15 protein-coding genes and 1 other annotated feature are annotated in these 22,189 nt (G+C 37.2%); of the genes, 5 read left to right on the forward strand and 10 right to left on the reverse strand.

Going from position 1 to position 22,189, the window contains the following annotated elements; translation table 11 throughout:
• Positions 1 to 66 precede the first annotated feature (66 nt).
• Positions 67 to 277, forward strand: a binding site (T-box leader).
• A 52-nt stretch (positions 278 to 329) separates the two neighbouring features.
• Positions 330 to 2,015, forward strand: coding sequence for an arginine--tRNA ligase (argS, locus tag AC4D4A_RS04620; RefSeq protein ID WP_490994811.1), 1,686 nt, complete (start codon positions 330 to 332; stop codon positions 2,013 to 2,015).
• An 85-nt stretch (positions 2,016 to 2,100) separates the two neighbouring features.
• On the opposite strand, the gene AC4D4A_RS04625 is transcribed toward argS, so the two are convergent.
• From AC4D4A_RS04625 to rodA, 4 genes are all read right to left on the reverse strand, one after another.
• A complete protein-coding gene (locus tag AC4D4A_RS04625) occupies positions 2,101 to 2,724 on the reverse strand; it encodes a hypothetical protein (RefSeq protein WP_490994812.1) in 624 nt (207 codons plus the stop codon).
• A gap of 84 nt (positions 2,725 to 2,808) precedes the next feature.
• Positions 2,809 to 3,495 carry a Crp/Fnr family transcriptional regulator gene (locus AC4D4A_RS04630; RefSeq protein ID WP_490994813.1) on the reverse strand — a complete coding sequence of 229 codons (687 nt, stop codon included), beginning with the start codon at positions 3,493 to 3,495 and terminating at the stop codon, positions 2,809 to 2,811.
• A gap of 426 nt (positions 3,496 to 3,921) precedes the next feature.
• Positions 3,922 to 5,049: a GGDEF domain-containing protein gene (locus AC4D4A_RS04635; protein ID WP_490994814.1), complete on the reverse strand. Its 1,128-nt coding sequence runs from the start codon at positions 5,047 to 5,049 to the stop codon at positions 3,922 to 3,924.
• A gap of 245 nt (positions 5,050 to 5,294) precedes the next feature.
• On the reverse strand, positions 5,295 to 6,467 hold the full coding sequence (gene rodA, locus AC4D4A_RS04640; RefSeq protein WP_490994815.1) for a rod shape-determining protein RodA: 1,173 nt from the start codon (positions 6,465 to 6,467) through the stop codon (positions 5,295 to 5,297).
• 346 nt (positions 6,468 to 6,813) lie between these two features.
• Here rodA and AC4D4A_RS04645 point away from each other — a divergent pair, with 346 nt between their 5' ends.
• Positions 6,814 to 7,665: an MBL fold metallo-hydrolase gene (locus AC4D4A_RS04645; protein ID WP_490994816.1), complete on the forward strand. Its 852-nt coding sequence runs from the start codon at positions 6,814 to 6,816 to the stop codon at positions 7,663 to 7,665.
• Between the two features lie 644 nt (positions 7,666 to 8,309).
• The gene (locus AC4D4A_RS04650) at positions 8,310 to 8,891 is read left to right on the forward strand and encodes a YdcF family protein (RefSeq protein ID WP_490994817.1); all 582 of its coding nucleotides are present in this window, start codon (positions 8,310 to 8,312) and stop codon (positions 8,889 to 8,891) included.
• Between the two features lie 69 nt (positions 8,892 to 8,960).
• Here AC4D4A_RS04650 and AC4D4A_RS04655 read toward each other — a convergent pair whose 3' ends face one another.
• Positions 8,961 to 9,473 (reverse strand): acyl-CoA thioesterase, encoded by a 513-nt coding sequence (locus AC4D4A_RS04655; protein WP_066106417.1) that lies wholly within the window; start codon positions 9,471 to 9,473, stop codon positions 8,961 to 8,963.
• Positions 9,474 to 9,677: 204 nt separating this feature from the next.
• Here AC4D4A_RS04655 and AC4D4A_RS04660 point away from each other — a divergent pair, with 204 nt between their 5' ends.
• Together AC4D4A_RS04660 and helD are read left to right on the forward strand one after the other, a co-directional pair.
• Positions 9,678 to 11,804 carry an MMPL family transporter gene (locus AC4D4A_RS04660; RefSeq protein WP_490994818.1) on the forward strand — a complete coding sequence of 709 codons (2,127 nt, stop codon included), beginning with the start codon at positions 9,678 to 9,680 and terminating at the stop codon, positions 11,802 to 11,804.
• Between the two features lie 177 nt (positions 11,805 to 11,981).
• Positions 11,982 to 14,315 carry an RNA polymerase recycling motor HelD gene (helD, locus tag AC4D4A_RS04665; RefSeq protein WP_490994819.1) on the forward strand — a complete coding sequence of 778 codons (2,334 nt, stop codon included), beginning with the start codon at positions 11,982 to 11,984 and terminating at the stop codon, positions 14,313 to 14,315.
• A gap of 56 nt (positions 14,316 to 14,371) precedes the next feature.
• Here the strand turns inward: helD and AC4D4A_RS04670 are convergent, their stop codons facing one another.
• From AC4D4A_RS04670 to AC4D4A_RS04690, 5 genes are all read right to left on the reverse strand, one after another.
• Positions 14,372 to 15,631: an ATP-binding protein gene (locus AC4D4A_RS04670; protein ID WP_490994820.1), complete on the reverse strand. Its 1,260-nt coding sequence runs from the start codon at positions 15,629 to 15,631 to the stop codon at positions 14,372 to 14,374.
• Between the two features lie 109 nt (positions 15,632 to 15,740).
• The gene (locus AC4D4A_RS04675) at positions 15,741 to 17,954 is read right to left on the reverse strand and encodes an alpha-galactosidase (protein ID WP_490994821.1); all 2,214 of its coding nucleotides are present in this window, start codon (positions 17,952 to 17,954) and stop codon (positions 15,741 to 15,743) included.
• Between the two features lie 172 nt (positions 17,955 to 18,126).
• Positions 18,127 to 19,575 (reverse strand): S1C family serine protease, encoded by a 1,449-nt coding sequence (locus AC4D4A_RS04680; RefSeq protein ID WP_490994822.1) that lies wholly within the window; start codon positions 19,573 to 19,575, stop codon positions 18,127 to 18,129.
• A 437-nt stretch (positions 19,576 to 20,012) separates the two neighbouring features.
• The gene (locus tag AC4D4A_RS04685) at positions 20,013 to 21,497 is read right to left on the reverse strand and encodes a HAMP domain-containing sensor histidine kinase (protein ID WP_490995194.1); all 1,485 of its coding nucleotides are present in this window, start codon (positions 21,495 to 21,497) and stop codon (positions 20,013 to 20,015) included.
• Positions 21,484 to 22,173, reverse strand: a complete 690-nt coding sequence (locus AC4D4A_RS04690; RefSeq protein WP_490994823.1) for a response regulator transcription factor — start codon at positions 22,171 to 22,173, stop codon at positions 21,484 to 21,486. Before AC4D4A_RS04690 ends, AC4D4A_RS04685 begins: the two co-directional genes overlap by 14 nt.
• Positions 22,174 to 22,189 lie beyond the last annotated feature (16 nt).

The raw sequence follows: 22,189 nt of genomic DNA on the forward strand, positions 1-22,189 counted from the left end.
AAAAGAATAATATGTATTGACTTTCTATTCGGAATTTCTATACTATTTGTATATAAATTAATAAAGATAATATTTATGATGAAGAATAGTACTTAAAATACAAATTATAGCGAGCCGGGAATAGTGAGAGCCTGGTATTATTGGTTTTAAGGAACGCGCTTCTGAAATGCTCATGCGAACATCTTTAGTAGTTTGGGCCGGACTTTTCCGTTATAAAGTTAAAGTGGTTCATTAGAACAAGCAGAGTGGTACCGCGGGTTTACAGCCCGTCTCTTAAAGATTTTTAAGAGACGGGCTTTTTTTATTATATTTTACTGGAGGCTGAGGATATGGATATAAAATTAGATGTAGCTTCTCATATGAATGAAGTACTAAACGGTGACTTAAATCTTGAAACATGCTTGTCTTTGGTCGAAACCCCAAAGAACAAAGCACATGGAGATTTGGCATTTCCCTGTTTCACTCTCGCAAAACTGTGGAAGCAATCTCCACAGAAAATTGCCGTAACATTAGCTGACCAACTAAAGGATGAACGTTATGAGGATGTAAAAGCTATAGGACCGTATGTTAACTTTTTCCTCGATAAGAAGTCCATCAGTGAAAAAGTAATGAATACGATATTAGCTGATCAACATCAGTACGGCACACTTTCTCTTGGACATGGTGAAAATATTGCAATTGATATGTCTTCACCCAATATCGCCAAGCCCTTTTCGATGGGGCACCTTCGCTCCACTGTAATCGGAGCCTCTATAGCCAATATTGTTAAAAAATGCGGTTATACTCCCGTTAAAATTAATCATATTGGTGATTGGGGCACTCAATTTGGAAAATTAATTGTAGCCTATAAAGCATGGGGAAATGAAGAAAAAGTTAAAAAGAGTCCCATCAGCGAACTTTTAAAGTTATATATTACTTTTCATGAAAAAGCCGAGACAGAACCTGAGCTAGAGCAGCAGGGACGTGACTGGTTCAAAAAGCTGGAGGATGGGGACGAAGAAGCCACGAAATTATGGGAATGGTTCAGAGCAGAATCCCTGAAGGAATTCGAGAAAATATATGAGCTGCTTGGCATTCAATTCGACTCTTTTAATGGGGAAGCTTTTTATAACGATAAGATGGCAGAGGTTGTAGAAATAATTGAGAATAGCGGCCTGCTTGTAGAAGATCAGGGTGCCATGGTAGTCAAATTAGAGGAAGAGGGATTAACACCTTGTTTAATCAAAAAATCCGATGGCGCGACTCTTTATGTAACACGGGATTTATCAGCTGCTTTATACCGTCATCGTACCTATGATTTTGCCATGGCTGTATATGTAGTCGGAAATGAACAATCCTTACATTTTAAACAGCTTAAAGCTGTTTTAAAGAAACTTGGATTTGACTGGGCTGACGACATTTCACATGTACCGTTCGGAATGATTATGAAAGACGGCAAAAAAATGTCGACCCGTAAAGGAAGAGTGGTTCTCCTCGAGGAAGTGCTGGCCGAATCAATCGAGCTTGCTCGTAAAAATATTGAGAATAAAAATCCTGATTTAAATGACAAAGATGAGGTTGCAAGACAAGTCGGTGTAGGAGCTGTTATATTCAACGATTTGAAAAATGACCGCATGAATAATATTGAATTCTCACTTGAAGACATCCTAAAGTTTGAAGGGGAAACCGGTCCCTATTTACAATATACAAATGCTCGTGCCCATTCGATTCTTAGAAAGGCATCCACTCCTACGAGTGCTTCAGCAGGCTTAAGTGATGAATATAGCTTTGATATTGTAAAGCATTTGCTGGCCTTTCCATCCGTGATTGAGCGGGCTTTCGAAAAAATGGAGCCATCCGTTATTGCTAAATACTTGATTGACTTGGCTCAATCCTTTAATCGCTATTATGGACATATACGCATATTGGAGAATGACAGTGAATTGCAAAATCGCTTGGCTTTAATAAAATCAATTACCATCGTTCTTGAAGAAGGTATGCATTTATTAGGAATGGAAGCACCGCAGGAAATGTAATCTTAACTAACCTAAAAACAAATCGGAGAACCGTTTACCATAGAAACAGTTCTCCGATATATTTTCCTTATTTTTGTTCAGTCCATTATGATTGTATTGTAAATTCAGGTACCCCTTCGAAAACGGCTAATTCGTCGGCTGTAAATTGGACTCTAATCTCCTTTTTTTCATGAACCTGTAAATAAGCTGTTACCTGTTTTTCTTTCTTTACAGAATCGGAAACAGGAAAATGCAACGTTACCTGCTGTGATTGATGCTCATAATTTTGCAGTATAATTTTGCATTCATACAGATTACCTTCATCCTGCTCTTCCATTGTACATTCGCTTTCCAAATATTCTATAGCATTAGCTCCATTCTCATCAGCATAAATATACGTTTTGGCAGAAGTACTTAATAGACTATTAATTACAAAAGGAATAGCAAACAATAAGACAACCAAGAATACCGGTTCAAATTGCGTATATTTCTTTAAAATCCGGGGATGCTCCATAGATAGCCATTTCAAAAATAACAAGATTCCGCTGACCTGAATGATAATGGATACAATCCAAACATAAGAGATTCCAATCTCGGCTGTAACAGGAATAGAGTACGCTTGAAACAGTTGATGGCCTATAGTTTCATCCTGACCGGGCCATTTCAGTTGTAATACTAACCCCCAAATAAATATAACTGCTCCCAGTGTATGATAGGAAGTTTTGACCACATTACCCCTCCATCCCTTCAGTTTAATATTCCTATTATAGTAGGGAGATGGAGAGATTTTCAATTAATCAGTTCATAAATTCCCTCATATAACCTCTTCTTCAAAATATTCAGGTTTATGAATATGGAGCATTCGATCCTTTATAGACAAAATCTGGTCCTTCTTTAATTTATTTACGACCATACTTACGGTTTCTCTGGAGGTTCCGGACATAACAGAAATTTTGGTTGTTGTAATTGGGCAATTAATACGAATGACCCCCGATTCTTCTTCACCCAAATCATTCATTAAATAATCAATGGTATTCAACACTCTTACATGTGCACTCGGGGTCATAACATTTTTAACTCGATTTTCTTGTACCGCAAGTAATTCATTGACTTGCAGGATTACTTTTTTAAGAAGTGTAGAGTTTTTTGATACAATACTTTCGAATGCATCTGCCACCATATAGAAAACCCGAATATCAGTTTCTGCGACGGCACTATGATTGTAGTCCTCATTTTTAAATAAGCCCATATAAGGAAAGACTGTATTCTTTTTAACGTAACTTGTATATAATAAGCTACCCTGCTGATTCGATTTTTCAAGCATTACAAAGCCATCAATTAATATATATATCCTGAGTCTCGGATCTCCTTCAAAAAATAGATATTGACCCTTCTTATATGTTCTTTCATATATAAAAGGCTCCAGTTCCTTTATCTCTTTTTCTGATAAGCACGAAAATAGGTCAACTTGTCTTAATAATTGAATTGCTTTTGCTTTCATTCGAACACCCACTTATATGTATTGTTCAGTTTCTATCAATTCTTCTATTAAATTCAGCTTGCAAACAAGATATGTTTTGAGCTGATAACAATCTAAAAATCCCTTTAAGGCAAGATTCTACTTAACCTTATTTCACTCCATTGACATTTAGATTATTTTACAAACATACCTGATGCTGATCGATTGGGCCTCATCCTTGCAGGAATATAGTATAAGGCCGAGTAACCGGACGGATCATTTACTTGCATGCAGTTACTATTCTATTAATATCAAAAGCAAAATATCTCTTTTTTTATTTTATCAAAAAATTATATTAAAATAATTAAAAGTAGATAAAAAAACAAAAAAGTATGTATTTTTAATAAATTTATTATTAAAATTCATACTTTTATCACTCTATCCATTTTTATTTAATTGGAACTTCATCTACACTCTCGCAACACTACTTATTTTTTCCTGATTCAATTCAATATTTGCTTCTTCTATAAGAATAGAGTGATCTAAATTGTCTGTCGCTACCCGTGTAGACACTCCCATAAATACAGTAAAATCATTTATATTGGATGCTAATTTATTATCAACTGTCAGCTGAATAAGCCCATTTCTTAATTCAGCTTGCCTCTCTCTAATTTGTTTACCAAATAGTCCTGAAAAGATGACAGCAAATCGGCTGCCCTCTATATGAGTTACAACTCCCTCTCCGTCCACTGCCTCGCATAATTTTTTAGATACTTCCATTAATACATGGTCACTATAGGAAAATTCCTGATCTCTCCTATACTCCTTCATATAATCAATTTCAATTAAATATAATGTAACTGGTGTTCCAGACTTTTTAGATTCAAGCCAAACCTCAGTTAAGTAAGAATTAAAATAGCGTCGATTTGGGATATTTAAAATATAATCCGTGAATGACATTTGCCGTAATTGTTCATTTTTTTCATTCAATAGTTTTATTGAATTATATTGGTCAGTTATCTCATTGAATACGAGTACAACTGCTTCTATATGTTTATCTGCATTTAAAACAGGATTGGCACTAACTTCGAGCCAAATAGGCTTTTGAAATTTGAAATTTTTTATGCCGATAACTTCCCTTTCAACCGGTTTACACGTATTTAATGATACCGATATTGGGATATCATTTTTATGTATTAGATTTCCATGTCTGTCTACGAGTCCCCATAGACCATCAATCAATGATACAGAAGAAGCACTTTCAGTTGCTATTCCAAGGATCTCACTTCCAACTCGATTTATGTCAATTATTTTCCCCTTGGAATCACTGATAATGATTCCATATAAAATCGAATTAATAGATTGTCCCCTCTCCTTATCACCCACGTTTATTGGCTGTCTGGATATGTAATAGGATTGAAGACTAATAACAAAAATCAATATACCAGAGAGAAGGATTGTTCCAAATTCCAAATGTTCATAATCAAGTAGGATTACTATAAAATTCAGGCCTAATAACAAGAGAAACAGAGTGAGAAATACCGGATAATATCCTATAAATAAACCCGGCAATTTCCCATATAACTTTTGTCTCATTCATTCACCTTTTCTTTACATATTATTTATATAATTCGCACTTATGTAGTTTTATATGACTATCTCTTTATTATAAAACAAAAAATAACAATAACTGCCATGTAACATATTCTTAAACTAAATATAAAATAGTAATTTATCATTCATTAAAAATATATATTTTGAGAGCCATAATTAGTTGTTATTAAACAAAAAATACCCCCTGCTGATTCAAACTCAGCAAGAGGTATTCAATGTTAATTTCCTTATGAAGATGTAGAAAACATGTATTTCTTATGATGGTATCTTATGCTGAATATTAATCCGAGCGCCATCATATTGCCGAGCAATGAGCTTCCCCCATAGCTTAAAAATGGTAAAGGAATACCGGTAATCGGCAGCAAGCCGATCGTCATCCCAATATTTTCAAACACATGGAAAGTCAGCATACAGATTACACCAACACAAATATAGGTATTAAAATCATTTTTAGTTTCAAGTCCAATTTTTGTCATGTTATAGATCAATAAGAAGAATAAGCTGATGACAATGCTTGAACCAAGAAATCCGTATTCCTCTCCAATGACAGCAAATATGAAATCTGTGTGACCTTCTGGCAAGTAAACCTCCCTATTCGCAAATCCCTTACCGGATGTGGTCCCGGAACCAATTGCTAATAGCGATTTGATTAACTGGTACCCTTCAGAAGAAGTATAGTTATACGGATCAAGCCATGCATAGATACGCCCAAATTGATACTGTTTAACATGGAAATATTTCTCCATAATATTTGGATGCCATACAACGAGGTAAAAAATAACTCCAACTAACAGTGTACCACCGCCAAATATCGGTAAAAGTAATTTCCAAGTGATACCCGATACAAAAATCATCCCAACCATAATCGCAATCATGACAAGAGAAGTACCCAAATCGGGCTGTTTCATGACAAGCAAAATCGGAATAGCTGTAGTAATTACGATTTTACATAAAAGGATAAAGTCGGTTTGAAGTGTTTTAATCCGATGCTTCAGATGATGATTTTGGATAAGAGCCGCCAACGCCAAAATTAGAAATACCTTCATAAATTCCGATGGCTGAATTGAACCAATACCAGGAAATCTAAACCAGCTTTTTGCTCCATTGACAACTGGAGCGATACTTGTTGGTGCAATTATAATGGTCATCAATAGAAATAAGCCAAAGAAATATAAATACCAGCTCATTTTTTTCATTTGGTCAGCATCAAATCTCATGATCACAAATGCAAGGCTGATTCCTACGATATACCAGACAATTTGCTTTACAAGAAAGTTTTCGGCATATTGACCTGTCGTTTGTGCACTATATATAGCCATACAGCTTGTTATAAAAAGCAAAAATACAATAAATAGAAGACCATAATCTATTCTCGACGTGAAATTTTTATTGTTAGACATGATAAACCACCATATTCATTACTAGTTAGGCCAGTAGCCATTTTCTTTATTATACTTGAACAAGATAAAATCACAACTGACACGGCATTAAGAATATAATTCCTGAAAAAGATAATTATACATATAAATCGTTATCAATTCCACTTTCTACAATACAGTCCTTCTTTAAACTATTTTTAATGGATTCTTATTGTACCAGTTTTATAGATTTGAACTAAAAAAGCAAACATTCGCATCTGCTAGAAAGCTTAAACCCGCTAATTTTTTCTATTTTCATGATTAGTGTTAATGAGAAAAGTAATAAGGGTACATACTACTAAAGAGCTGACTAAAGGAGTGATCTTTTATGGAACATAAATCTAAACAAACATTCCGTCATACATATATTCCTTTAACTTCCTCTACAAGCGGAATGGGTATTGAGGTAAAAGAAGATATTTATGTCCTGAATACGCAAATTGTCAATGTGACACTGGCCGGTCTTCCTAATCAAGAAAATTTTGTTCTGATTGATGCCGGTATGCCTAAAGCAGATGACGAAATTATTGAAGCAGTAAACAAACGGTTTGGTGAAGATAGTATGCCAAAAGCGATTATTTTAACACATGGCCACTTTGACCATGTTGGTGCACTTGAGGAATTACTGGATAAGTGGGATGTGCCTGTATATGCACATGAGCTGGAAATCCCTTATTTAACCGGACAAAAGAATTATCCTGAACCTGACTATAAAGCAGAGGGCGGACTTGTTCCTGATATTGCCCGATTCTTCCCTAATCATGGCATTGATCTCGGCAATAAAGTGCAACCTCTTCCTGCTGATGGGAGTGTTCCTGAAATGCCTGGCTGGAGATGGATCCATACGCCCGGGCATACACCAGGACATATTTCATTATACCGAGAAGAAGATGGCTTCTTGATTGCCGGAGATGCATTTGTTGGAGTAAAACAGGAATCCCTTTATAAAGTTCTTACTCAAAAACAAGAAATCAGCGGTCCACCGCGTTATTTCACAACAGATTGGACAGCCGCAAAGGATTCAGTCATACAGTTAAATCAGCTAAATCCAAACTTTGCTGTAACAGGTCATGGTCTCCCTCTCCTTGAGGAATACTTAAAAAAAGAGCTTAACATCCTAGCATCCAATTTTGATGAGATGGCCATTCCGAAACACAGTATTTACAAGCAGGAAGAATAAGCACTTATTTTAATACCGGATATCCATCTTGATCCCTCTTTAGACAATCGAGAATGTCCTGTTAAAATCACCTTTCTATAAAAATAAAAAAGAGATCAGATGGTTTCTCTACCTCTAATCTCTTTTTTATTTCCCTATTTCCGTAATCGAAGGATCCTTCAGTTAACATACAAAGAGACTCAATCATAAACAGCTGAAAAATTCGAAATACCTTTGTCATCGTTTACTAATAAAATACGAATCAGTTGATTGTGCAGGTTCCGTATTCTAACATTACAAGAAACTCAACTGTATATTTCATTTCTCTATCCCTGTATCCTCTATCATATCCCTTTACATAATCTGTAAGATTAAAATGATTCGCATTCTTTATCCTGCGATTACATTTAATTTTAAGGATATAATAACTACTTTTACTTTGTTCGCCTTCTCGAGTGACTTACCTCTACGAAACAAACACATTGATTGAGCCTCTTTATAGGTTAAAACTTTGTATATGATCCTTCTGCTCTCATAATAACTCATATCCCAATCAAATAAATGCATATATTTTGAACTTTTCGTTAATATTACCTTTTTATTTTACAAATTCATCCATATTTCCTATATGATTATCTTAGAAATATGCAAAGGAGCTGCCAAAGATGAAAAGGAAGCTATACATAAGTTTTACAGCTATTATAATCATCATACTTATTTACATATCCATCCTTCAATTTAATATGTTTCGCTACGCTAATCAAGAACAGGAGGAAACAATTGATTATATTATTGTACTCGGTGCAAGAGTAAAAGGTGAAACACCATCACTGTCACTAAAGTACCGTATTGATGCTGCAGCTGATTTTTTAATAAATCATCCTAAATGTATTGCAATCCTATCCGGTGGTCAGGGAGATGGTGAGGATATTTCTGAAGCTGAGGCAATGAAAAGAGGATTAGAGGAATACGGTATACCAAGCAACAGATTAATCCTGGAAGATGCTTCGACAAACACGAAAGAAAATATATCATTTTCGAAAGAACTGATACCAAACCACCTAAATTCTGGTGCCGTTGTAACAAATGATTACCACCTCTATCGAACAATCAAAATAGCTGAGAAACTAGATTTAAAATTAACTGGGATCCCAGCTAAAACACCTAAAATTTCAAGGCTGAAATCACATGTGAGGGAGTACGCGGCTATAACGTCTTATAGACTAAAAAAAGATATTAACTGGTGATTGGTATAAAAAAAAGAAATGTAGATCATGGCTGTCCCATTTTCTGCATTTCTTTTTAATAACATCTTGTTATTCCCACGGTCTCTTTGTTGTGATGTATTCAGCAAGCTCCTTACTTTGGATACGATGCAGTTTTCGTTTAGCAGCACGAATGCTCCCTGTCTCATTCAGTTTCTTCTCTTCCTCGGTTTCAGGGACGATGGTTGGAACACGACATGGCCTTCCTCCTTCATCCAGTGCAACAAATGTAAGAAATGCTGTTGCTGCAATTTTACGTTCTCCGCTCATTAAATTTTCAGCAATTACCTTTACAAATACCTCCATAGAGCTCTTGCCAGTATAGGTCACATACGACTCCAAACATACAGAGTCCCGGGTTGTAATGGGATTTAGAAAATCTACAGAATCAGTTGAGGCCGTAACCACCGTTTTACGGCTATGTCTCGTCGCTGAAAGTGAAGCTGTCATATCAATATCACTCATTAACTTTCCGCCAAATAATGTATTATGATCGTTTACATCGCTCGGAAATATACGGTTTGTTTTTACAATTCTTGTTTCACTGCATGTCTTTGTTTCCAAGTTGTTACCTTCTTTCCTTCTATACGCTCATTTATTCTTTTTATATCTTACTATATGGAATGTTTCAACCAATACGATTCAGTGTGCAGACAATATTGATACATTTTAAGGAATCATCAAATTTGATAAATTGTTGTATAAATTATTTAATTAAATTATGGTATGCGTATAATTCCCATAACCTTTCCTGAAGGAGGAATTTAATTGAAGAGATTATTAGCCGCACTAACAGATAGGGTTACTACTAAACGCGGCATGTGGATAACATTAATTGCATGGTTAGTGGTGACCTTAGGATTATTCTTATTTGCACCAAGTGCCAAAGATTATGATGTGTCGAGTATACAAACATTACCTGATGATGCAAAATCCGTTATTGCCAACGAAGAACTGAACAAATACTTTAAAGATGATCAGGGGGTCCCAGCTCTTTTAGTATTCTCGACTGAGTCAGGCAAAGCAGACACGCAGACAATAAGTCAGGCGATGGATGTGATTATTAAGGAAGATATAAAAGGAGTTAAGGAAGCTGTTCCTTTTTCTTCACTGCCTCCACAGGCACAGGCACAATTTTTATCAAAGGATGAAACAACAGCTGTTATACCGCTTAATTTTGAAAGCTCACTTGAGTCAAAAGAAATTCAAGCTGGCATTGAGGATATCTATTCTGCAGTAGAAGACACCACTGCTGACATGACATTCAAGATTACTGGACCGGCGGGAATTGCCGCTGATACATTGGGCTTATTTTCAAAAGCCGACCTTGTCTTATTATTTTCAACAGTTGGATTGATTTTAGTCCTGCTAATTGTTATTTATCGTTCCCCATTATTAGCACTGATTCCACTTTTGGCTGCTGGTTTTGTATATATAGTGGTAGATCAGGTGCTGGGAATTATGGGGAAAGCAGGTTTGGAAATGAGCACGCAATCTCTCTCCATTATGACCATTCTCTTATTTGCAGCCGTGATAGATTATTCTCTATTCGTTTTTGCACGATATCGAGAAGAACTGAAACGTTATACCAGCAAGCATGAAGCAATGAGTTTGGCGATGAGAGAAACAGGCGAACCTGTTTTCTTCTCAGGCGGGACAGTTTTGGCCGCCATGCTTGTCCTATTCATGGCTAAAAATGGGGATTATCAAAGCTTTGCACCTACTTTTGCCACCACGATGTTTATCATCATGATTGCATCCGTGACACTCGTTCCGGCTTTATTTACCCTATTTGGCCGAAAATCCTTTTGGCCTAAGATCCCTCAGGTTGGGGAAAGTAATCAAATAAAAGCTACGTTCTGGTCCAGAACTGCAAACTTTGTTACCACCAAGCCTTTAATGGCTGGAGGAATTGTCTTTGCTATTCTGCTTATCTCTGCCTTAAACATTTTTAATATAAAATATGAATTTGATACAGTAAAAGGATTCCCAGAGGATATGCAATCTCGTGAAGGCTATGAGATTGTGGAAGAAAAGTTCGATAAAGGTGACTTGGCACCCACAACCGTTTTACTTAAATCTGAACAATCTATTTCAAAGGACCAAAGCGAAAAACTTGCAAAAACACTTGAAGAACAAAATCTGGTAGCAAGTATTCGCCAATCAGGTGCTACTGAAGATGGAAAAGCACTACAGTACAGTCTTTCATTTTCAGAAAGTCCATATGCATTAGAATCCTTAGATGCTTTAGAGTCCATACGAGACAAATCAGATACGCTCTTAAAAGAAGCAGACATTGAAGGGGAGCTATACTTCGCTGGAGAAACTGCTACAAAAGTGGACGATCGAACCATTAATGATCGGGATATTATCGTGATTGTCATTGCAGAAACATTACTCATTTTAGTTCTACTGTTTGTTTTGACCAAATCGTTCAAGATGCCTATTTATATGATGGGAACGATTTTACTATCCTTCCTGGCAGCTCTAGGTCTTGGAACATTTTTAACAGATATCCTATTTGGCATTGATGCTATTAACACCCGTGTACCGCTATATGCTTTCGTATTCCTTGTAGCACTGGGTATCGATTATAATATTATTTTAATATCCAGATACAAAGAAGAACGCGAAAAGCACCCTGTTAAAAAAGCTGTGGAAATCGCGGTGGCCAATACAGGCGGTGTCATTTCCTCCGCAGGAATCATTCTTGCGGCCACATTCGCTGTATTAATGACACAGCCCATTGCCGTTTTATTTGTTTTTGGTTTTATTGTAGCAATAGGCATTATATTGGATACATTCCTTGTAAGAGGCCTATTACTCCCTTCTCTAATCCTGTTCTTTGAAAAGGATGCAGACCAGCAGAAAGAAGTTCATTCAACTAAACTATAATTTAACCCACCAATACCCGGTATTGATGACAGGATTTAAATGTCACCGATATCGGGTATTGATATTTTATAGTTTGGAAAAGAATAATTTGATTCGTCTTTCATTAAATTCACGAGAATCATCCATTATAGAAAGGATGACTGCGTATTGATATCCGAATCAATGGGAGGACAGGATATGACCGAACAAAATTATGCTAAACACGAGGAAGAACAACGACTATCAACCATTACCAGGATTATTGAGGACAAAGCCAATAAGCTGAACCAATCATCAGGTGGACTTAAAGATGAAGTCATTCATATTCGCAAAACCTTTTGGGAAGATGTCACCGTCAATATGGACAATGTGGAGGATGCTGTCGAAACACTGGCGAGCATAAAACAGCAATCTGAATTACTGTCAGAAAGAGAAAGAACCCAACATCAGATTACAAAGCAGCTAAAAACACTGGATCTACTTAAAGACTCCCCATATTTCGGCAGGATAGATTTTCATGAAGACGGTGAAGAACAAATAGATCAAGTCTATATTGGAATTGCTTCTCTAATGGATCAAAACAATGAAAATTTCCTAATCTATGATTGGCGTGCCCCAATCTCGAGTCTATACTATGACCACTTGCCCGGACCTGCTGAATATCAAACACTCGAAGGGTCCATCACGGGTACGATGGAGCTAAAGAGACAATATATCATCAAAAATGGAAAGCTTAAAAGTATGTTTGATACCGGCTTAACAATAGGAGATGAACTCTTAAAAGAAGTTCTTGGCACCCGTGCGGATAATCAAATGAAGAATATTGTCGCCACGATTCAAAAAGAGCAAAATAAAATTATTCGTAATGTACAAAGTAAGTATTTGGTCGTCCAGGGTGTGGCCGGAAGCGGTAAAACTTCGGCTGCCCTTCAGCGCGTGGCTTTTTTACTATATCGTTATTTTGGGAAAATCAAATCAGATCATATCTTATTATTTTCTCCAAATCCTCTATTCAACAGCTATATAGCCACTGTTCTGCCTAATTTAGGTGAAGAAAACATGCAACAAATTACTTTTCAGGATTATATCGAAAAGTATGTAGGTAACGAATATGATATCGAGGATCCTTTTCAACAAATGGAATACGTATTGAAAAATGAACAGGATGAATATTATCAGGCTCGACTTGAAGGAATTCGTTTTAAGTCCCACTTGCAGTATAAACAAATAATTGATGCCTATATTGACCATCTCAGTCGACAGGATTTAAAATTTAAAACCATTACTTTTCGCGGTGAAATACTTATTTCATCAAGTGAGATTGCGGAATACTTTTACTCTCTCGATGGTGGGGGCCCTATCCAGCTTCGTATGCAGACCGTGAAGGATTGGCTCTTACAAAAACTGAATCAAATAGAAAAACTCGAATATAAAAAAGAATGGGTAGAGGATGAATTAGAGTTACTTGAAACAGATGAATATACTGAGACTTATATGGAGATTCAGGCAAGAAATCGCTTGTCAGAGGACACATTTAATGATTTTGAACACGAGAGAGATGAATTGGCCAAAAAAATAGTTCGTAAATATTTTAATCCAATAAAAAAAGCCATTAAAAATCTAAAATTTATCCATGTAAAAGCTATCTATATGAACTTTTTCCTTAATGGCTATAAATATATTAATGATGCTGATTATCCTAAAATATGGCCAAGGATTTGTGACTACACCATAGACAAATGCAAACAAAACCAATTAGCCAATGAAGATGCAACAGCTTATATTTATTTAAAGGCACAATTGGAGGGACGAAAAACTAATAATGTTATCCGGCATTTATTTATTGACGAGGCACAGGATTATTCGCCATTTCAATTTGCTGTTCTCAAACAACTTTTTCCAAATAGCAAAATGACCATTTTAGGCGACTTTAATCAGGCTATTTATGCTCATTCGATGAATGCACCAACCCTTCTGTCTAATGAGCTGTATGAGTCAGAGAGCTTTGAGAAGATGGTTCTGACAAAGAGCTACCGATCAACCCGTCAAATTGTTGACTTTACGAAGGAAATTCTCAGCAATGTCCAAATTGAACCATTTAATAGAACTGGGCCAAAACCTACGATAAAAATCGTTAATAACAATTCAGAACGGATCCAGGAAATAATGAATCTAATCGCTTCTTTGGAGAACGCTGGCCATCAAACCATTGCGATTATATGTAAAACAGAAGAAGAAACTCAGAATGCCTACGTAGAATTATCAAGAGATCTTGATATCCAGCTCATGCAAAAAAACACCTATTCGTATAATAAGGGAATATTAATCCTGCCTTCCTATTTATCGAAAGGAATTGAATTCGATGCTGTCATTATTTTTGATGCATCAAAAGAAACCTATAACCGTGAATTGGAGCGAAAGTTATTCTATACGGCTTGTACAAGAGCTATGCACGAACTCTATCTGTTTAGCAGTGATGAAATGAGTCCATTTCTTGATGCGATACCGCCTGATTTGTACCATGTTGATTGAAGGCATAAAAAGACCTGAATGGTATAATCCATTCAGGTCTCTTTATGCAGTTATTTTTATTCATGTCCCGGTAAATAGATGGTAAAGGCTGTCCCTTCACCAGGCTTGCTTTTTACACGGATTGACCCTTTCATCGAATCTATTATCCGATATACCGCCATCATTCCAAGGCCTGTTCCTTCTACCCCTTTTGTTGAATAATAAGGCTCACCCAAACGCTTTAATTGTTCATTGGTCATACCAATACCCGTATCTATAATATGTATATCTACACCTTTTCTCTTATTATCCGTGGTGATTGTAAGAGAGCCCCCATGACCCATTGATTCGATTCCATTTTTTAAGATATTAACGAAACATTGCTGGAATAATTGCTTTTCTCCTCTCACTATAAAGGAAGCCACTTCAATCTGAATACGTACATTTCGCATAGTGGCTAACGGCTGAACAATATCAGCTACTTTATTCAACTCTGTTTGAATATTGATATCTTCTTTACTGTTAATATGCGGCTTGGCAAATGCTAGAAAATCTTTAATAATACTATCAGCGCGGTCCAATTCGGATAGTGCAATATCAATATACTGCTCTTTCTTTTCCTTCGTAAGATTCTCATCACTTCTTAATAGTTGTAAAAATCCTTTCGTTGCTGTTAATGGATTACGAACTTCATGTGAAATTGAGGCAGCTAAATGACTGACAGACTGCATCTTTTCCGTATCAATCAATTTACTTTTAAAATTCCTATTTTTCTCCAGCCTTTCTATTGAAAAAACAAGCCAGACCATTCCAGTTATATACAAGAAAACATACAAAACTTGATTTATTAGTTTAACGTCATTAATTGTTATAATTGTGAAAGTCGCCATAATAGCCAAAGAGGAAATAAGCGCCGTTACAAAGGAGGCGACTAAACGCTGTCTGGTCATTAATTTGACGTATTGCTTTCTCATAACCATGGCAGAGAATAGGACAAACAAGCCTGAAAAAAAGTGAAACCATTCAAATGAAGAGGTGTAAAGGATTGAAGCAGTAAGTGTCAGCGTATATAAACTGATACCAATCGCGTAACCACCATAAAAGATACCGATGACAACGGATATAGAACTATAATTCATGATCTGAATGCCTGGAGGTGATTCAGCAGTGAAGAATAAAATATTAATAAGAATCGCAATCGCTTGACCAATTCCAACGATTAAAGGATTAATTACTCCAAGTACCCCATATTTAACATGCCAAAAGTAAATGAATTGAATAATAATCAGAATGATAAATAGATTAATAAATAAATTTGCAATGAATTCACTTGTCATCTAATTCTCCTTCTAAATACATCTATACCTTGAAGTTTAGAGGAAAATATATCCAAAGTAAATTATTATTTTCTTGAATTCTCATCATATTAATCTAAACTCATAAAAGCTAGGCCTCTATATTATTTATCTTTTCGTAACCTTCAAAGGCAAACCTCCAAAACATACTGCAATAATCCCCCTTCATTTCCGGGATAGAAAGCCCTGCATACATTAATTCATCTCCACCATATATTAAGGATGTATGGGTATCGAGGTATTCTTTTTCGGTATCTAACCCCCTGAGCCTCAGAATATGAAACGGTTCTGCAGGCTGTGCCATCATTCTGAAATACATCACAACCGTTTCAGATAAATCTTGACTGACAAATTGCCAAGCTGCCTGATTTCCTGCAAATGGGCTAAGTAATCGATAATACGTGCCAAATTGTATAATCGGACGGATTTCCTTATACAAGGAAATCTGGTCTTTAATCATTTTCTTTTCTAATTGACTCAGTTTGGAAAAATCCAGCTCATATCCTAGATTTCCTGACATAGCAACATGTCCACGCATGATTAAAGAAGTGTGACGATGCACCTGATGGTTTGGACTTGCTGACACATGAGCTCCCATTGTCACCGGCGGATACACAAGGCTTGTTCCGTGCTGGATTTTCAACCTTGAGACAGCATCTGTATTGTCACTCGTCCACACTTGAGGCATATAAAACAGCATTCCTGGATCATATCTTCCCCCTCCCCCCGAACAACTCTCAAATAAGACCGTTGGATGGCGGGTAGTCAACACCTCTAATATATAATAGAGTCCCAGAATGTAGCGATGCCCTGTTTCTCTTTGGCGTTCTATAGGAAAAGCAAGTGACCCCACTTCCGTCATATGTCGATTCATATCCCACTTCACATAACTAATAGGAGCAGATAATAAGACATTCGAAACCGACTCAATAATGTACTCGCATACCTCGGCTCTTGTTAGATCAAGGACCAATTGATGACGTCCTAATGATTTCGGGCGATTGTAGACTTGAATGCACCAATCGGGATGATTTCGATATAAGTCACTTTCCATAGATACCATTTCCGGTTCAAACCAAAGTCCAAATTTCATCCCAAGCTGATTAATTTGCTCTGCCAGCGTTTTTAACCCTCCAGATAATTTTTGCTTATTTACATACCAATCTCCAAGAGAAGTTTTGGCGTTGTTACGTTTTCCAAACCATCCATCATCCAGGACAAATAATTCAATCCCAAGCTCCTTGCCTTCCAGTGCAAGTAGTAAAAGCTTATCAGTGTTAAATTTAAAATAAGTAGCTTCCCAGTTATTCAACAAAACTGGCCGCAGACAATCTCTGTACTGCCCTCTCGCCAATCGAAAACGATATAATTCATGATAAGTTCTCGACATGTCACTGAAACCCTTATAAGAATAAACCATAACGACTTCCGGTGTTTGAAAGATTTCTCCACTCCCCAAATGCCAACTAAAGTTAAAGGGATTAATACCAATGGAAAGGCGCGTGGTTTCATACTGATCAACCTCAGCCTGTGCTATAAAATTCCCACTATAAACCAGGCTGAACCCGTATACTTCTCCATACTCTTCATTTGTATCTGGCTTTGCCAGGCACATAAAGGGATTATGCTGATGACTGCTGGCCCCACGTCTGCTCTCGATTAGATGACTTCCGGCTGTTAAACGTTTTCTGGATAGATTACATTCATTCGCATGTGCGCCATATAAAGTGAGCAAATCAAATTCGCTTTCCCTAAAATCAACAGAAGCACTCATGGCTTTAAGTATACTCACGGGGTTATCTCCATGATTTATAAACCGGATTGACCGAGTGATCACATTGGATTGCTCGTATGTACTATACGTCAATATCGCCTGAAGCCCCGTTTGATTATCCATAAGGGTAAAATCTATAGAGGTTGCTTCCTCTTCTTCTTCAATGTACGTAGCAGGTAATCCGGTTAATTTTCGTTTCCCCTTATATATGTGAAAATGTTTATATTTTAAATCAGTAACGGCTGAACCATCCGAAAATTGAACTTGATAGGCCGGCGTACGAAAATCAGTGTTGTTTGCTGGATATTCCTGAGGCAACGTATCAAGGGAAAACGTTCTGTCAAACCCTTCTGGTTGTGGAGAGAACAATCGGTACTTAAACTGTAATTGATTGCTTTCATTCACATCCTTGATCCTTTTCCCCCAATATAAATGAGACAGATATGCTTGATGATAAATTTTTATCACATAGCTCATTTCACCAGCTTGCAAATGGAATATTTTCCGTTTAGGACAGTACGACACTCCCATTTTGGTCTCCCTCATGTCTTTTTCTTCTATATATATGTACACGAAAATACCAACTTGCTCATAAATGCGAAAAAAAGAAGCCTTAAAATAAGGCTTCAAAGCGAAATCTTCATCTATTTAAATAATGTCTTCTACCCAAGGGGGCAAGGCAGTCGACAGTTATTCTCAGTTATTATTTCTCCGTTACTGTAACAGATACGGTTTTCTCCACTCCATTTCGATAAAGCTTGATTTTGACCTTATCTCCATTTGCAGCATTAGAATACAAGTATTTTCTGAACTCCCCAAGTGTAGTGACTTCCGCATCATTGATTGCCACTACCACGTCCTTAGCCTCTATACCTGCTTCAGCAGCGGGAGAACCGGTTTCCACCTGAGTTACTAACACTCCACTTGTTATCTCGGAAGGAAGATTCAATTGTTGCTGCAATACATATTGAGGTATTTCGGATATAGATTGCAAGCCTACACCAATATATGGACGCTGTACTTTTCCATCGGCAAGAAGGTCATTGACAATATCTGAAACATCCTTACTTGGAATAGCAAACCCTATTCCCTCAACCTCTTCAGATGATATTTTCATACTGTTGATACCGATAACTTGTCCGTCGGAATTGACAAGCGCTCCGCCACTGTTCCCAGGGTTTATAGCTGCATCCGTTTGGATTGCGTCCATATCCCATTCACCAGCTGATGTGGCAACCGTTACTGTCCGCTGTAATCCGCTGATAATTCCCTGGGTTACGGACCCTGAGAAGTCAAGGCCCAAAGGGTTACCTATTGCCAATACCGGTTCACCAACACTTAGCTTTTCAGAGTCTCCGAATTCAGCTACTTTTGTCACTTTGCTTCCATCAATTTTTAATACAGCCAAGTCTGTTAATGGATCTGTTCCAATCAGTTCAGCCGTTATCCTTGTGCCTTCTGACAAGGACACCTCAATAGTATCTGCATTCTCAATAACATGATTATTGGTCACAATAAATGCATCTTTTCCCGTTTTTTTGAAAATAACCCCAGAACCAGTCCCGCTCTCCTGGCTGTTATTGGACTCCTCATTGATTGTTGGTTGGCGGTAGTCATAATAATTAGTTGAGTTTTGTATATTCACAATACCTACAACCGCAGGAGAAACCTCCTCAATCATTTGAATTAGTTCAGAGGTTGTTTTCGTAGAGTCTACAATCTTCAGGCCATCCTCATCATTTACCTTATCATTTGTAGCAATGGCTGTTTTAACAGGTCCATCATCACCTGGCAGTACGCCTGATAAATCAACAAAACCTAAGTAAGAACCTGCTCCAAGTGCCACCATTCCACCAAGAATCGCGGTAATGACTGGTGTCAGCCATCTGGACCTTTTTTTCTTCTCCCTTGTAGATTTACCCTCTGCTTGATCATCAGATGCTTGAAGCGGTTGTACTTCTAAGTGTTCATTATTTTCATCTGTCATATCTTCTTCCTTGGCAGAGCTTAATTCATGATATCCACGATATGAAATAAATTCTGTTTCAATATCTTTCTCATTCGGTAATACAGGAATTTGATTTTTATCCTGATTAGCAGTATCTATTGGTTTATCAAAATCATCATAATCACGACGGTTATTGTTTTCCATCCAAATTCCTCTCCTCATTCATTAAACTGTCTATTTAATATATTACGATAATTGTAGAATAATTGCATTTCTGCTCTTTTCACTATCTAATTTACTAACTGTATGTGTCAACAAAATGTCAAAATCTTTTCTCCTCTTAAAAAATTTAAAAGCTGCCTGTTCTTTGGCAGCTTTTAAACATATTCATTATGTTCTGGGGGGGCCTACAGGATGTAGGTCATGAAGACGTTGCCACACGACGTGGCGGTCTTAGTCTTCGTTCCTTAAAATAAGGTCCTTCAGCATTATGGTAATCCGGCTTCAGAGCCTAGGAGTTCGGGACATAAGCATAGCCTCTACGGGAGGCCAACACGACGTTGGTCACAAAGACGTTGCCACACGATGTGGCGGTCTTAGTCTTTGTTCCTTAATCCCTTCGAGCCTCTGTCTTATGCTCCTCACTCCTGGGCAAGGCTCTTCAGCACTATAGTAAACGTTGTACCTTTTTCATTGCTTTTCGTTAATACTAAATCTCCATCCATTGCGTTGGCGAGCATTCTGCTGAATGGGAGGCCTAGTCCTAGACCGCGGATTTTGTATTTTTTATCTTCTCCTCGATAAAAACGTTCAAATATTAAATCCTGCTCGGCAAGCCGTATCCCCGAACCGCTGTCCTGTACATCGATTGCGACATGATCCTCATCATATTTATAAATACGGACCTCTATCGTTCCCTCTCCCTGAATAGCATGCTTGGAATTATTCAAGAGATTAATCATAATTTGCTGCAATCGCAGAGGATCCGCCGATACGATCATATCTTCTTTTGGCTGTTGTACAGTAACCTTTACGAGTTGGTCATCCTGCACAATATCCCATTGGTAAATCATTTCATTAATGACCTCTCCAATTTTTATAGACATTCTATTAACAGGAATGGCATTGGCCGTAAAGGAGTTGAACTCCAATAAGTCTCCCACCATTTTTTGCATACGAGTCGTTTCCTGTAAGGATATGGCCAGAAACTCTTTTGCTTCTTCCCCTGTGACAACTCCATCATTAACGGCTTGAAGCAAACCGCTAATGGACGTTACAGGCGTTTTCAATTCATGCGTAACACCTGCCAGCAATTCGGCTCGCATAGCTTCCAGCTGCTCTAATTTAATCGCCATTTCCTTAAAGGAATGGACTAAATCATAAACTTCCTGTTCATTTACCTCTTCAATAAGTTCAATATTATAATTTCCTTTTTGAACCTGCTTAGCTGCTTCAGCTACATTCTCAATCGGCTTAACCAGTCTTTTGGATAAAAAGTAAATCGCAACCCATCCGAGCAAGGCCAAACTTAAAATCATAATCAAAAGTAATTTGTATTCCTGATCTACTGCAGTTAACTCATCCTCAGATTGCATAACAACAATCCAACTAATTACCGTATCATTCACAATCATAGGCCGCTTAACCAGATAATAATCTCTGCCACCAATATTGTTTAATTGTTTTACTTCATCCTTACTATTAAGCAGTGCAGTTGAAAATGAAGATACATTAAGGTGATTACTTGAACGATTCTCAATCACTATTTTTCCATTTACATCCACCACATAAATGGACGGATTGCCGCTGACCTCTAATAATTTTTTTCGATTGGCAAAAACCTCTGGATTCTGCTCTGTTTGAATATCAGTTCCAACCGTCTGATCCAGTATTCGCGCTGCTACTTCCTCAGCCAAATATTTATTAATATCCAGGTTCTTATTAAGAGTGGATTGCCTGATAATGATTCCTGTAAGAAATCCTATGACGATAAGTCCAATAAACAGGGTAACCAGATATCGTGTCGTCCAGTATTTCAACAAACTGACACGTTTAGTCGGATGGTTCTTCTTTTTTTGACCCAAGTGCTTCAGAAAATCCATTTGCAGTTTATTATTTTTTTTCATAGACACTTAATTGATACCCCAATCCTCGCAGAGTTTTAATTTCTCCTTCAGATGCAGGCCAGTTTTGCAGAGACTTTCTCAGCCTTTTGATGGACAAATCTACCGCTCGGTCACTGCCGTCGTAATCCATCCCCCATACATGATCAATTAATTGATCTCTCGTAAATAATTGATTAGGATTTTGCGCCAAGAAGATGAGCAGTGAGAGATCGCGCGGTGTTAAGTCAAGCTCTACTCCATTTAATGTGACGTTATGAGCTTTCATATTAATGCACAGCGCGCCAAACTGTTTCTTTTCCTTATCATCAATGACCTGTCCAGATCTTCTTAATACTGCCTGGACACGGGCAACCACTTCGTCTCCAATGAAGGGTTTAGTGATATAGTCGTCAGCTCCATCATTCAAGCCTGCGAGCTTATAATTAATATCACCAAGTGCCGTGAGCATAATAACAGGGCATGCGCTTTTCGTACGAATTTCTTTTAATATATCCCATCCACTCATACCTGGAAGCATAACATCGAGCAAAACAAGATTCGGTTGAAACTCCTCAAATTTAGCGATGGCTTCACCACCTGTAAATACTTGTTCAACTTCGTAGTTTACTTTCTTCAAGTATGCCTTTAAAACCTGGCTGATGGCTTTTTCATCTTCTACAATCATGATTTTTTGCATCTTCCTTACTCACTCC

This window comes from Pradoshia sp. Z5_111, assembly GCF_058267535.1.

What these genes read in the sequence shown, in the direction of transcription:
- argS (WP_490994811.1), top strand. Translation starts at nt 330, where the DNA reads ATGGATATAAAATTAGATGTAGCTTCTCATATGAATGAAGTACTAAAC.
- AC4D4A_RS04630 (WP_490994813.1), bottom strand. Translation starts at nt 3,495, where the DNA reads ATGAAAGCAAAAGCAATTCAATTATTAAGACAAGTTGACCTATTTTCG.
- AC4D4A_RS04635 (WP_490994814.1), bottom strand. Translation starts at nt 5,049, where the DNA reads ATGAGACAAAAGTTATATGGGAAATTGCCGGGTTTATTTATAGGATAT.
- rodA (WP_490994815.1), bottom strand. Translation starts at nt 6,467, where the DNA reads ATGTCTAACAATAAAAATTTCACGTCGAGAATAGATTATGGTCTTCTA.
- AC4D4A_RS04645 (WP_490994816.1), top strand. Translation starts at nt 6,814, where the DNA reads ATGGAACATAAATCTAAACAAACATTCCGTCATACATATATTCCTTTA.
- AC4D4A_RS04650 (WP_490994817.1), top strand. Translation starts at nt 8,310, where the DNA reads ATGAAAAGGAAGCTATACATAAGTTTTACAGCTATTATAATCATCATA.
- helD (WP_490994819.1), top strand. Translation starts at nt 11,982, where the DNA reads ATGACCGAACAAAATTATGCTAAACACGAGGAAGAACAACGACTATCA.
- AC4D4A_RS04670 (WP_490994820.1), bottom strand. Translation starts at nt 15,631, where the DNA reads ATGACAAGTGAATTCATTGCAAATTTATTTATTAATCTATTTATCATT.
- AC4D4A_RS04675 (WP_490994821.1), bottom strand. Translation starts at nt 17,954, where the DNA reads ATGGGAGTGTCGTACTGTCCTAAACGGAAAATATTCCATTTGCAAGCT.
- AC4D4A_RS04680 (WP_490994822.1), bottom strand. Translation starts at nt 19,575, where the DNA reads ATGGAAAACAATAACCGTCGTGATTATGATGATTTTGATAAACCAATA.
- AC4D4A_RS04685 (WP_490995194.1), bottom strand. Translation starts at nt 21,497, where the DNA reads ATGAAAAAAAATAATAAACTGCAAATGGATTTTCTGAAGCACTTGGGT.
- AC4D4A_RS04690 (WP_490994823.1), bottom strand. Translation starts at nt 22,173, where the DNA reads ATGCAAAAAATCATGATTGTAGAAGATGAAAAAGCCATCAGCCAGGTT.